The 12,922-nt window shown below is 74.2% G+C and carries 9 protein-coding genes; 4 read left to right on the top strand and 5 right to left on the bottom strand.

What is annotated here, in order from left to right:
* Nucleotides 1-55: 55 nt before the first annotated feature.
* Both ACFVUY_RS20975 and ACFVUY_RS20970 read left to right on the top strand, forming a co-directional pair.
* Entirely contained in the window at nucleotides 56-1,771 is a 1,716-nt protein-coding gene (locus ACFVUY_RS20975) for an ABC-F family ATP-binding cassette domain-containing protein (protein WP_387731854.1), read from the top strand.
* On the top strand, nucleotides 1,768-2,331 hold the full coding sequence (locus tag ACFVUY_RS20970; protein WP_359897339.1) for a CGNR zinc finger domain-containing protein: 564 nt from the start codon (nucleotides 1,768-1,770) through the stop codon (nucleotides 2,329-2,331). The genes ACFVUY_RS20975 and ACFVUY_RS20970 overlap by 4 nt, the downstream gene beginning before the upstream one ends.
* 318 nt (nucleotides 2,332-2,649) lie before the next feature.
* Here the strand turns inward: ACFVUY_RS20970 and ACFVUY_RS20965 are convergent, their stop codons facing one another.
* Nucleotides 2,650-3,078 carry an Ohr family peroxiredoxin gene (locus ACFVUY_RS20965; protein ID WP_387731852.1) on the bottom strand — a complete coding sequence of 143 codons (429 nt, stop codon included), beginning with the start codon at nucleotides 3,076-3,078 and terminating at the stop codon, nucleotides 2,650-2,652.
* A gap of 431 nt (nucleotides 3,079-3,509) precedes the next feature.
* On the opposite strand from ACFVUY_RS20965, the gene ACFVUY_RS20960 reads away from it, so the two are divergent.
* Nucleotides 3,510-6,689, top strand: coding sequence for a BTAD domain-containing putative transcriptional regulator (locus ACFVUY_RS20960; protein WP_387731849.1), 3,180 nt, complete (start codon nucleotides 3,510-3,512; stop codon nucleotides 6,687-6,689).
* Between the two features lie 68 nt (nucleotides 6,690-6,757).
* The gene (locus ACFVUY_RS20955) at nucleotides 6,758-6,934 is read left to right on the top strand and encodes a hypothetical protein (RefSeq protein WP_387731847.1); all 177 of its coding nucleotides are present in this window, start codon (nucleotides 6,758-6,760) and stop codon (nucleotides 6,932-6,934) included.
* Nucleotides 6,935-6,984: 50 nt separating this feature from the next.
* On the opposite strand, the gene ACFVUY_RS20950 is transcribed toward ACFVUY_RS20955, so the two are convergent.
* The 4 genes from ACFVUY_RS20950 to ACFVUY_RS20935 form a co-directional block, all read right to left on the bottom strand.
* Nucleotides 6,985-8,001 (bottom strand): alpha/beta hydrolase, encoded by a 1,017-nt coding sequence (locus tag ACFVUY_RS20950; protein WP_387731846.1) that lies wholly within the window; start codon nucleotides 7,999-8,001, stop codon nucleotides 6,985-6,987.
* A gap of 95 nt (nucleotides 8,002-8,096) precedes the next feature.
* Nucleotides 8,097-9,068 carry a helix-turn-helix domain-containing protein gene (locus tag ACFVUY_RS20945; RefSeq protein WP_387690955.1) on the bottom strand — a complete coding sequence of 324 codons (972 nt, stop codon included), beginning with the start codon at nucleotides 9,066-9,068 and terminating at the stop codon, nucleotides 8,097-8,099.
* Between the two features lie 152 nt (nucleotides 9,069-9,220).
* The gene (locus tag ACFVUY_RS20940) at nucleotides 9,221-11,947 is read right to left on the bottom strand and encodes an AAA family ATPase (protein ID WP_387731844.1); all 2,727 of its coding nucleotides are present in this window, start codon (nucleotides 11,945-11,947) and stop codon (nucleotides 9,221-9,223) included.
* A gap of 183 nt (nucleotides 11,948-12,130) precedes the next feature.
* Nucleotides 12,131-12,817: a YoaK family protein gene (locus ACFVUY_RS20935; protein WP_387690951.1), complete on the bottom strand. Its 687-nt coding sequence runs from the start codon at nucleotides 12,815-12,817 to the stop codon at nucleotides 12,131-12,133.
* Nucleotides 12,818-12,922 lie beyond the last annotated feature (105 nt).

Below are 12,922 nucleotides of genomic sequence, written 5' to 3'. Positions count from 1 at the left end.
CCGCCGAGGCACCGTGCCCGGCGGGCCCACCACCCCCCACCTCGGAAGGTTCCCCGTGCTCCAGCACGCCCTGATCGCCCACGACCTCGTCCGCGACCTCGGCGGCCGACGCGTCCTCGACGGCGTCGGCCTGACCGCCGCCCCCGGCCACCGGATCGGCCTGATCGGGGAGAACGGCGCCGGCAAGTCCACCCTGCTGCGGGTGCTCGCCGGCGTGGACGAACCCGACGCGGGAAGCGTCTCGCGCCCCGCGGACCTCGGCTTCCTCCACCAGGAGATGCCCTTCGAGCCCCGCACCACCGTCGCCGCCGTCCTGGACGACGCGCTGCGCGAGGCCCGCGAGGACCTCGCGGAGCTGGACCGGCTCGGCGCGGAGATCGCCCGCCTCCCGGAGTCCGACCCCGGCCACCCGGACCTCCTGGACGCCTACGGCAGGCGCCTGGAACAGGCCCGGTACCGGGAGTCGTGGGACGCCGACCGCCGGGCCGAACTGGTCCTCGACGGGCTGGGCCTGGACGCGCTCGGGCACGACCGCACGCTCGGCTCGCTGTCCGGCGGGCAGCGCGGCCGGCTGGCGCTCGCCGCGCTGCTCGTGCGACGGCCGGCCGCGCTGCTGCTGGACGAGCCGACCAACCACCTCGACGACGGCGCCGCCGCCTTCCTGGAGGAGCGGGTCCGCGAACTGCCCGGTACCGTCGTCGTCGCCACCCACGACCGGGCGTTCCTCGACGCCGTCTGCACCGATCTGGTCGACCTCGACCCGGCGGTGGACGGACCGGTCCGCTACGGCGGCGGCTACCGCGCCTACCTGGGCGAGCAGCGCGCCGAGAGGGAGCGCTGGGAGCGGCGCCACGCCGAGGAGCAGCAGGAACTGGCGCGGCTGCGCCAGTCCGCCGGCGTGACCGCCCACCTGGTCGCACCGGACCGGGGGCCGCGCGACCACGAGAAGATGGGCTACGGCCACCGGGCGGGCCGGGTGCAGAGCCAGGTCTCCCGCCGGGTGCGCAACGCCACCCGACGGCTGGAGGAGCTGGAGCGCGCACAGGTCCCCGCGCCGCCGCGCCCGCTGCGGTTCGCCGTCCGGGCGCTGGCGGCGGAGGTCGAGGCGCCGGGTGCGGAGGCCGAGGCGGCGATCGCCGGCACCGGGGAGGACCCGCGGCCGCTGGTGTCGCTCCGGGACGTCCGGGTACCCGGCCGGCTCGTACTGGACGCACTGGAGGTGGCGGCGACCGACCGGCTGCTGGTCACGGGCGGCAACGGGACGGGCAAGTCGACGCTGCTCGCCGTCCTCGCCGGGCACCTCGCCGCCGAGGGCACCGTCCGCCGGCGCCCCGGGCTGACGGTCGGGCTGCTCACCCAGGACACCGTGTTCGACCGGCCCGACCGCACCGCCCGCGCCACCTACCGGCTGGCGCTGGGAGCGGCACGCGCCGAGGAAGTGCCGCTCGGCTCGCTGGGGCTGCTGCCCGCGGCGGACCTGGACGAGCCCGTCGGCCGGCTGTCCGTCGGGCAGCGCCGACGGCTCGCACTGGCGCTCCTGGTCGCCGACCCGCCCGGACTGCTGCTGCTCGACGAGCCCACCAACCACCTCTCCCCACGGCTGTGCGACGAACTGGAGGAGGCCCTCGGCGCCGGTCCCGGCGCGATCGTCCTCGCGAGCCACGACCGCTGGCTGCGCCGGCGCTGGCGGGGCCGCGAGCTGAGGCTGGACCCGGCCGGCGCCACGCGTTATTGCACCTCGACGCAGTCACCTGTCAGCATGGTGATGTGAACCTTGACCATGTCTTCGTCTGCGGGCACCCGGCTCTGGACTTCGCGGCCACGCTCCGTGCACGACGCACGGTCCGGTTCGAGATGTTCGTGACGCCGGAGCGCCTGAACGCCTGGTACCTGGACTGCGGGCTGGTGGACACGATCACACCTGGTGACGAGCACGACGTCCGCGAGGCGACGACCGTCCGCGAGGCGATCTACCGGCTCGTCACCAACCGGCGGCTCGACGAGGCCTTCGACCGCGAGGCGCTCGCCGTGCTCAACGCCGCCGCGCGCAAGCCGCCCGTGACACCGCAGCTCACCATGACCGGGCGGCACAACGAGGCGACCCCCGAGCAGGCGCTGGCGACCGTCGCGCGCCAGGCGGTCGAACTCCTCAGCGGCCCGGACGTCCCCCTGATGAAGGAGTGCGGCAATCCGGAGTGCACCCGGGTCTACATCGACCGCTCCCGGGGCATGCGCCGCCAGTGGTGCGGCATGGAGTCCTGCGGCAACAAGATCAAGGCCGCCGCCTACCGCGCGCGGAAGAAGACGCCGTCCACCGCGGGCGCCCGGTAGTCCCTCCACGACCGCACGCCTCGGCGGCCGGACCCCGGCATGGGTGCCGTGCAGCACCATCCACCCCGAGGGGGTGAACGGTTGTGACCCGCCGTCCGGACCGGCCTCTGCCCGGTGACCCGCTCGCGGAACTCCTGGGCCGGCACGACGAACCGTGCCCGGCGAAGGAACTGCGGGACGAACTCATGGAGAAGCACCCGAAGCGCGCCGCCCCGAGGCCCCGGGCCGTGCGGCGCGGTGCGATGCGATGCGGGAATGTGGGCGGGTCCCGTGCGGGACGGGGGAACAGGCACGGGACCCACCGTCAGGGGGTGCGGCTCAGGCGGCGACGCCGGCGTGGATGACGACCGGGATGTTGCCCCGCGTGGCCTTGGAGTACGGGCAGATCCGGTGGGCGGCGTGCGCCAGCTCCTCGGCGGTGGCCCGGTCCACGCCGCCGAGCACGGGACGGAGGACCGCGGAGAGCGCGAACTCGTCGTCGTCGCCGTGGGTCAGCGTGATCTCGGCGGTGATGGTGGTGCTGGTGAGCCGGATTCCGCGGTCGCCGGCCGCCCGGCGAAGGGCCCCGAGGAAGCACGCGGCCCAGCCGGCCGCGAGGAGCTGCTCCGGGTTGGTCGCCGTACCGCCGCCGCCGAACTCCTTCGGAATGGCGAGACCGGTCTCCAGCAGCCCGTCGGAGGAACGGACCCGGCCGCCGTTGCGGCCCTCACCGTCGACGTCGACAACGGCGGTGTGGCTGACTGCCATGACTGGTGCTCCCCATCTGGATCGAATCGGTGTCCGACCCGTCACGGTGACGCACTCACACCTTCGCAGCGTCACCGGTCGAGCCGGTGACGCAATGATGGCAACCCCATGCGTCACCAGTCAAGCCGGTGACGCTTTTCGACGGCCTCCGCACCCGCCGCCGAACCGCCCGCGGGAGACCGGCCCTGACGCGACGCCAGGCCCGAGCGATGCCGGGCCCGAGCGACGGCGGGCCCGGGGCAGATACCACACAGCAGGCGGAAAGCCGGAGAACATGCCGAAGCCGAACCGCCCCGAGGCCGGTACGTGCTATGGCCGACCGGCCGCACACATGCCATGCTCTCCGAGGCGACGGATGGGGACCGACCGGCGGGGGTACCGTGGAGTTCCATGTGCTCGGAGCAGTCGAACTGTCCGTCCACGGAAGGCCCGTGGCGCTCGGGACCAACAAGCTGCGCTGTCTCGCCGCGGCACTCGCACTCGACGTCGGCCGACCGGTGCCACTGGACACCCTGATCACCCGGCTCTGGGGCGACGAGCCCCCGGCCAAAGCCCGGGAGGCCGTGCACTCCTACGTCTCCCGGCTGCGCTCCGCGCTCCGGAAGGCACAGCACGCCGACGACGGCGCGCCGCCCGCGGTGATCAACCGCAAGTCGCACGCCTACGCCCTGGACACCGATCCGAACCGGGTCGACTGGCCCCGGTACGTGCGGCTCGGGCGACGCGCCCGATCGCTCGCCGACGCGGGCAACGACCGCCAGGCGCTCGAACTCCTGCGGCGCGCCGACGACACCTGGCGGGGCGAGCCCCTCGCCGGCCTGCCCGGCCAGTGGGCCCGGGCCACCAGAAGCACCATGCGCGACCAGTGGCTCGCCACCATGCTGACCCGCTGCGAGGTCGAGCTCAGACTCGGGCACTTCGCCGAACTCGTCCCCGAACTGGCCGCGTTGGCGGAACAGCGACCGACCGACGAACGGGTGGCGGGCCACCTGATCACCGCGCTCTACGGCTGCGACAGGTTCGCCGAGGCGCTGGACGTGTTCCGGCGGACCCGGCGGGAACTGCTGGAGTACCTCGGCGCCGAACCCGGCGAACAGCTCAGGGCACTTCAGCAGCGCATCCTCCGCCGGGCCCCGATCGGCGAGATCCTGACCCGCCCGGGACGGCCCGTCGCTGCGCCCATCGCCGCCGAGCACGGCCCCGCGCGCAGCAACTACCTCCCCGTGCGGCACCGGATGGTGGGCCGCGACGCCGAACTCCGGCACCTGCTGTCGGCGCCCACGAGCGGCTCGCCGGACAGCGCGGGCGGCTGCATCCGCGCGGTCTCCGGCATGGCCGGCACCGGGAAGACCAGCCTCGTCGTCACCGCCGCGCACCTCCTCCGGGACCGCTTCCCGGACGGCCGGTACTACGTCGACCTCCGCGCCAACGGCGGCGCCCAACAGCCGCTGGACACCGAGGCGGTGGCGACCTTGCTGCTCAGACAGTTCGGGGTCCCGGCCGCCTCGATCCCCACCGACCGGGACGAGCTGGCCTCCCGGTGCCGCGGCCTGCTCGCCGAACGCCGGGCCGTGGTCGTGCTCGACGACGCCCGAGGGCCCGGACAGGTCCGCCCCCTGCTCCCGGGCAATCCCGCCTCCTGCATCCTCGTCACCAGCCGTCACCGGCTCGCCGAACTCCCCTGCAGTCCGCTCTACCTCGACCCCATGTCGCCCGAGGACGCGGCCGGACTCTTCGTCGCACTGGCCGGAAAGGAACGGACCGGCGATCCCGCCGAGGTCGATGCGCTCGTCGAGCGGTGCGGCGGGCTCCCGCTCGCCGTCGACCTGGCGGCCAGCCGGTTCAAGGCCCACCCCACCTGGTCCCTGGAACACTTCGTGCGGCGGCTGTCCCGCCGCAGCGGCCGGCTCAACGAACTCCGCCACGGGCTCGAAAGCGTGGCCCTGGCCTTCGACGTGTCGTACCGCTCGCTCTCCCGCACCCAGCAGGAGGCGTTCCGCCGCCTCGGCCTGCACCCCGGCCCCGACCTCGGCCCCGACACCGCCGCCGCCCTGATCGGACGCCCCCTGCGGGAGACCGACCGGATCCTGGAGAGCCTGCACGACCTGCACATGCTCCAGGAGAACTCGCCGGAACGGTACGTGCTGCACGACCTCCTGCGCGAGTTCGCCGTCGATCTCGTCACGGCCGAGGAACGGCGGCAGGCGGTACGACGACTCATCGGGTTCGCGCTGCGGGCAGCCGATCGAGCCGACCGCACGCTCAATCCCCGGCGATTCCGGCTGGCCCTCCCCCAACTGCCGCAACCCGCCCCCGTGGACGCGCTGGCGGACGGGCTCGACTGGCCCGACGACACGGCCGTCAGGGCCTGGCTGGGGGTGGAACTCCCCGGCCTGGTCGCCGTGGAGGCCCACGCCCGGGCCACCGGCCTGACCGAGGAGGCGGCCTGGCTCGCCCACGTCCTCGCCGACCACCTCGAAACCGAGGGGCTGTGGCGCGAGGCCGACGAGATGCACCGGGCCTCGGCACACCGCTGGCACGACCGCGGGGAGGACCTGGCCGAGAGCCACGCCCTCCTGGCCCTGGCCTCGATCCGGATCCGCACCGCCCAATACGCCGCTGCCGGACCGGCCGCCGAACGCGCTCTCGCGATCGCGGAGTCGCGGGGCGACGCCCAGTGCACCGCCGAGGCGCTGGAGAGAATCGCGAAGATCCGCTGGAACCAGAGCGATCTGTCGGCTTCGCTGGCGACCCAGCGCGAGGTCGTCGAGATTCACCGGAAATCCGGGGACGAGTGGAACAGGACGCGCTGCCTGAACAATCTCGGCGCGATTCTCATGTATCTCGGCGACAATCGGGCAGCACTGGAGTCGTTCACCGAAGCCCTGCCCCTGGCCGAATTCCTTGGCGATTCACGCCTCCGGCTGCAAATTCTCAGCAATCTCGGCGGAATGCACCTCAACGCCCGGAATTCCAGTGCCGCGCGCAAGGTCTTCGAGCAGATCCTGACATTCGGGGAGAACATCCTGTCGCCGAACGACCTGGCGACCATCCGTATGAACCTCGCGGAGTCCCTGCCGCTCCCCGCCCAGGCCGACCGCGCCACAGAACTCTTCCGGTCCGCGTTCCGCACGTTCCGCCAGACAGGGAACCGACAGCTTGAAGCGGACGCCCTCAACGGCCTGGGGACCGTTTACCTGGAGACGGGACAGCAGAACGCCGCCCTCGACCAGTACGCGCGCGCCCTCGAACTCGCCCGATCGATCGGCGCCCAGCGCGAGGCCGTCGGTGCGCTGCGCGGATTGGGTCGAGCCGAGCACGCCCTCGGCAGGACATCCGACGCGCTCGCCCACCTTCAGCAGGCCGTCGCCCTCTCCCGACAGATCGAGGCGACGGAGGAGGAGGCCGCCGCCTGCGAGGCACTGGCAGAGCTGCAGCTGCGGACCGGACACCTGGATGCGGCTCGCGCGACACTTCAGCGCGCCATCGAACTCTCCGAGTCGACGCACACGCCAGAATCGAAAACACTTCGCAATCTTCACAAAGCATTCGATCATCCAAGCGAACAAAACTCGCCGCATCAGTCGAACATCGACTCCCCACGAACGTAATTTGGCGCCAGGTCAACCTCGATGCAATCCTGCGATCATCGTTAGATCGACCGCTAGGATGAAATTACGTGCGCAAGATTGCTTTGTACGCGACAATCGCTCTGACCATAGGTCTGTTTGCCATGGCCACGCCCGCCTCCGGCCGTTCTGACGAACCGGAAACGGCGTCGACCACTCGGGCCTGGGTTCCGATCTGGGCGCTCCGCGCGGCGGTCGACGTCCCCGCTGCCGGTACGGCCGCCTGAGGCACCCTGGTGACCCGGCCCGCCGCCTACGACGAGGCGGCGGGCGGGGTTCACCAGAAGCGGCGGTGCAGCGCCATGTGCACGGTGTCGACGGCCTGGATCAGCGCGGCCCGGGTGGTGCCCGTGGGATGGATCCCGCCGACGAGCAGGAAGCCGTGCATCACACCCTGGTAGCGCGTCGACACCACCGGCACACCGGCCGCCCGGAGCCTGGCCGCATAGGCCTCGCCCTCGTCCCGCAGCACATCGGCCTCCGCCGTGACCACCAGCGCCGGCGGCAACCCCACCAGCTCCTCCAACGACGCCCGCAACGGCGCCGCCGTGGCCCGCGTACGCAGCCGCGGTTCGGGCAGGTAGTCGTCCCAGAACCGGCGCATGTGGTCACGGTGCAGGAAGTAACCGCTGGCGAAACGACGGTACGAGGCGGTGTCGAAGTCCGCGTCGGTGACGGGGTACAGCAGCACCTGCTGTGCCAGTCGCACATCGCCGCGCTCACGCGCCAGCAGCGTCAGCGCCGCCACCAGATTGGCCCCCGCGGAATCACCGACGGCGGCGATCCGGCTGCCGACGAGGCCGATCTCGTGGCCGTGCTCCTGGATCCAGCGGGCCACCGCGTGGCACTGCTCGACCGCCACCGGATAGCGCGCCGCGGGCGCCCGGGCGTAGTCGACGTAGACGACGGCGGCGTCGGTTCCGAGGGCGAACTTCCGGATCAGCCGGGCGTAGCAGGCGGCGTCGCCCAGCGACCAGCCGAGGCCGGGCAGGAACAGCACCACCGGACTCGGCTCGGCGGCACCGACCGGTCTGGTCACCTGGACGTGCACCCGCCCGGTCGGCCCGCAGGGCAGTGCGAGCCACTCCGAGGTGGTGCCGTACGGATCGTCCGGGTCCCCGCTCCCCGTCCCGCCGCCGCCCCCGGACGCGCCGTCGCCCGGGGCGCTGTCGGACACCGCGAACGAGAGGTCCGGCAGTTCGTCGGCGGACCGGCCGGCCCGGGTGTCCAGGAACTCCTGGAGCGCCCGGTCGAGCACCGGTCGCCGGTCGGACAGGGGGGTGGGGTCGGACAACTCTCTGCTCCTGGCTTCGGTCGACGGGCACGGTGGCTCCGTGTGTGCCCCGGCCGTGGTGGCCTGGTCGTGCCCTGCGGCGGGCGGCCGGCTCCTCAGCCGGCTTCGTCGTACGGGCGTGCCCGCCACTCGCGCGGCGGGACGCCGTAGGCGGCGCGGAAGGCCCGGCTGAAGTGCGCCGGGTTGGCGAAGCCCCAGCGCTGGGCGACGGCCGACACGGTGGGCGCGGTGCGGCCGCGCCGGGCCAGCTCGCCGGCGCAGGCGTCCAGGCGGAGCCGCTGGACGAGGCGGCTCACCGTCACGCCCTCGCCCTCGAAGAGCCGGTGCAGGTAGCGCACGGAGATGTGGTGGGCCCGGGCGATCCGCTCGGGCGACAGGTCCGGGTCGCCCAGGTGGCGGTCGATGTACTCCCGCACCCGCCGGACCAGGTGGGCGTTCCGGGCACCCGGTCCGTCGGCCTCCCCGGCCGGTACCAGCTGGGCGATGAGGGTGCTGAACAGGCCGGCGACGCTGCCGGCCAGCCGGTCCCCGACCGGGTCGGGATAGGAGTGCGCGGAGGCGGCGAGAACACCCAGGAAGGGCAGGATCACCGGTCCGCACCCGTCGGTCGGGCCGACGGCCGTCGCGGAGGCGTGCCGCAGGTCGCGCTCCGGGACCCCCAGCAGGCGGCGCGGCACGTGGAACAGGTGGGTGCGGAACCGCTCCGGGTAGTCCACCGCGAACGGGCGCGCCGTGTCGTAGAGGACCAGCCCGCCCGGCGGCACCTCCGCGCGGCGCCCGTCCTGCTCCAGGACGGCCCGGCCCGACACCTGCACGCCGACCCCGACCTGCGGCTCGCTGTGCGGCGTGCGCGCGATCAGCGCCGCCGTGCGGGAGAGCCGGGCCGCGTCGGCCTCCAGCGTGGAGATCCGCACGTACCCGAGGCGGTGCGACTCCAGGAGTCCGTCGAACGGCCGCCCGGTGAGCGGGCGCACCTCCAGCGGCACCAGCGACCGCGACACCGCCCCGCTCCAGAAGGCCGCCTTGTCGCGGTCCGCGACCGACGCCGTCGTCACCCGCAAGCCCATCTGACCGTCCTTCCGCCGGAGTCCTGCGCACTCTCAGCGTGGCCCGCGGGCGCGGCGGGCCGGTAGGTCATCTGACTGTCGTCCCGGGGCGGTGTGCCGGGAAACCCGGCGGGGTGGCCGGGGCAAGCCGGCCGGGCGGACGTTTCCCTAGGTCAGCCGCCATCGAGGGCATGGGCGAGCGCGGCCCGCGAGGTGATGCCGAGCTTGGGGAAGATCTTGTAGAGGTGAGCCCCGACGGTTCGGGGCGACAGCCGGAGCTGCCGGCCGATCTCCTTGTTGGTCAGGCCGGTCGCGGCCAGCCGGGCGATGCGCAGCTCCTGGCCGGTCAGCCCGGACGGGTCGGCGGCCGGTCCGTCCTGCGGCAGCGCCACGGAGTCGCCCGCGGCCCGCAGTTCCTCCTCGCACTGCGCCGCCCAGGGGGTGGCCCGCAGCCGGCGGAACACGTGGTGGGCCGCGCGCAGCGTCTCCCTGGCCCCGGGCCGGTGGCGGCGGCGCAGCCACGCGCCGTGGGCGAGCCTGAGCCGCGCGAGGTCGAACACCCACTGCTCGGCGCCCGGTACCGCGTACGCGGCGAGGTAGGCGGCCTCGGCCTCGGGGTCGTCCGCGGCCAGCGCGGTGGCGGCCGCGCACAGGAAGGCGTGGCGTCCGGAGATCTCCGCCGAGCGCGCCGCGGCTCCGGCCGCGAGGTGGGCGCGGGCCTCGTCGAGGCGTCCGGTGTGCACGGCGGCCGTCACCAGGTCGAGGACCAGCGTGTGGTGCCACGGCTGGCCGCCGGGCAGGCGCCCGGGCGGGGTGAGTTCGCAGAAGTGCGCGTACGCCTCCTCGTAGCGCCGGTGGGCAAGCGCGGCCAGGCCGCGCAGATGGGTCAGGCGGTCGAGGACGTACCGCATCCGGGCGCGCGTGGCGACCGGCCCGATGGTCCGCTCGATCTCCTGGAGCCCGGCCACGTCGCCCCGGCCGGCCAGGAAGTGGGCGTAGTACTGGCGGAACATCAGGCCGTTCGTGTGGTAGCCGAGCTCGTCCGCCTCCTCGGCCTCGCGCAGGCAGACGGCCGCCCGGTCCCAGTGCCCGAGCAGGTAGTCCTGGTGGGCCTTGGCCTTGGCGACCGAGCCCTGGGTGGCGTAGCCGTGCAGCCCGGAGAAGCGCCGCCACAGACCGCTGTCGGGGCTGTCGAGCGCCGAAGCGGTCCAGAGCAGCAGCCAGGCCGCGCCGGCCTCCTGCTCCTCGGTCATGCCGTCGGCGGTCGCCAGCAGGGCGGCGGCCGCGTCCGGGCCCGGCTCGGTCCAGGCCCGCAGACAGAGCCGGCCCACGTCGGAGACGTCGTCCCGGTGCCGTTCCAGGGCGCGCCAGGCCCAGGGGTCGTCCGTGTACGTGGCGGCGAGGAGCAGCTTGAACCAGGCCTGTTCGACCAGCCCGCCGAAGGTGTCGGCGCCCGGCGCGGTCAGCGCGTCGAGGGCCGCGGGCAGCAGCGCGGCGGAGGACTCGAAGTCGACGCGGTGGCTCTGGTCGGCGTAGACCACCGCGTACGAGAACAGTGGGGCGATGTCCTGCGGGACCGTGCTGCTCCTCAGTTCCTCCACCAGGGCCGCGGTGTGGCGCAGCTGCCCGCCGCGGGCCGACATCACGGCGGCCCGGGTGAGCCTGCGGACGCGGTCGCAGGAGCTGGGGCTGAGGACGGCGGCGCGTTCCAGCAGGAGGGCGCCCTCCGCCTCGCCGCCCCGGCGGGCCAGCTCGTGGCCGGCCTCCTGGAGGCGGTGCGCGAGGTCCTCGTCGGGCAGCAGGGCGGCGGCCGCCTCGTGGACCAGTCGCCGGGGGTCCTCCGGTGCGAGGGCCTCGGACAGCGCGCGGTGGGCCTCCCGGCGGGCGGTGTCGGAGGCGGCGGAGACGACGGCGGTGCGTACCAGGGGGTGCCGGAACACGAGCTGTCCGGCCTGGTCGAGCCGGGCCAGGCCCTCGGCCTCGATCCGTTCCAGGATCTCCCGCGCGTTCTCGTCCGCGAGGGCGCGGAGCCACTCGGCGCTGCCGGAGTCCGGGCCGGTGGCCAGGGCGCCGAGCAGCAGCAGGCGGCCGACCTCCGGCGTCACCGTGCCGAGCCGTTCGGCGAACATCCGTTCCAGCTTCCGCCCCAGGGGCAGCCGTTCGGGCAGCGGGGCGGCTCCCCGCTGCTGGGCGTCCGCCAGCTGGCGCGGCAGTTCGACCAGCGCCAGCGGGTTCCCGGCCGCCTCGGCCAGGACGCGTTCCCTGGCGGGCACCGCGAGTTCGGGGTAGCGGGTGCCCAGCAGCAGGGCCGCGTCCTCGCGGGGCAGGGCCGGGACGTCGACGGCCTCGGCCGACCAGGTCTGGGCGGCCGGTCCGTTCGCGCGGCTGGCCCCGACGATCACCACCGGCAGTTCGGCGCACCGCCGGTGCAGGAAGGCGAAGACGGTCGCGCTCGACGAGTCGATCCAGTGCAGGTCGTCCAGGACCAGCAGCACGGGGGCGGTCCGTACCGCCCGCTCCAGCAGGGCCAGTGTCGCGGCGCCGACGGCGAAGCCGCTCGGAGTGCCGGAGCGGATGCCGAAGGCGCTGTCCAGGGCCTCGCGCTGATGCGCGGACAGCGCGTCGGAGTGCTGGAGCAGCGACCAGAACGCCTGGTGGAGGGCCCCGAACGCGAGGTCCGTCTCCGCCTCCGTGCCGACCGCGCGCAGGACGGTGAACCCGCGCTCGCGCGCCAGTCGCTCCACCCAGGCCACCAGCGTGCTCTTCCCGACACCGGCGTCGCCGCGCAGCAGGACGGTGGACCCGCTCGCGCCGTCCACGGCCTGGACCAGCGCCGCGGTCAGCAGTCCCGTCTGCCGCTGCCGCCCGACCAGGACCGGAAACCGTCTGTCCTCCGCCACTGGTTCCTCTCCCTCGGGCCGGCCGATCCGCTCACCGGGCGTCCCAGGCTACCGCCCGCCGGAACCACCGTTCCGCTGCCGGTACGGCCCCGGACCCCGGCGGCCCGGCCCCTCGACGGGCACCGTCGCCGGCGGTCCCCGCGCCGCTGCCGCCGGGGCGGGGCGGGGACGGAGCCGTCCCGGTCACTCGCGGTAGAGCAGCACGGTGAGCGCGGCCAGCACGGCGCTGGCGACCAGGGCCCAGGCGATCTGCCCGTGCAGGACCAGCAGCGCGCCGGGGACGGCGCCGGCGAGCATGGTGACGACGGAGAGGATCTTGCGGCGCTGGCGGGGGGCGGCGCCCCCGGCCGGGCGGGAGTCGGCGGCCAGGCCGGTCAGGGTGAGGGTCAGCACGGTGGTGGTGAGGTCCGGTACGCCCAGGCCCCGCACGGTGGCGTTGCGGATGCCCATCGCCAGGGCGAGCAGGGCGATCACCGCGTACTGCGCGAACCCCTCGGGGCTCCGCACGAAGAGGACGGCGGCGGCCGCGGCGTGCAGCACGGCCTCCAGGGCGAAGGCCGCGCGCAGTCGTGCCGGTCGCCGGGTCGCGCCCTGGCGGGTGGCGATCCGGCCGGCCACCCCGGCGCCGAGGAGAAAGGCCGCGAGGGAGGTCAGGGAGCCGACCACGGAGAAGCCGGGCGCTCCGGCGAGGGCGAAGGCGACGACCACGACGTTGCCGGTCATGTTCGCGGTGAAGACGTGGCCGAGGCCGAGGTAGCTGACGGCGTCGATCAGGCCGCTGACCAGGGTGAGGGCGAACAGGGCCAGCGCCAGCGGGTGGCGGTCGTGGATCTGCGGTCCGGACGGCTGCGGCGGCGGGGGTGTGGTCACGACGGCTCCTCGTACGGAAGGGGGCTGCGGGCGGGGGCGCCGCCCCGGGCCTCGGCGAGCGGCCCGGGGCGTCGCCCCGCTGCGGAACTGACGGCGCCTCGGGGA

Origin of the sequence: Kitasatospora sp. NPDC058063 (assembly GCF_042885395.1) — a bacterium.
GTDB lineage: Bacteria > Actinomycetota > Actinomycetes > Streptomycetales > Streptomycetaceae > Kitasatospora > Kitasatospora lactacystinica.
Note: the sequence above shows the minus strand (reverse complement) of the source record. Positions and strands in the feature narration are given on the sequence as shown.

Excerpts from the sequence above, each read along its gene's own strand:
- ACFVUY_RS20945 (WP_387690955.1), bottom strand. The coding sequence starts at position 9,068 with ATGGGCTTGCGGGTGACGACGGCGTCGGTCGCGGACCGCGACAAGGCG.
- ACFVUY_RS20965 (WP_387731852.1), bottom strand. The coding sequence starts at position 3,078 with ATGGCAGTCAGCCACACCGCCGTTGTCGACGTCGACGGTGAGGGCCGC.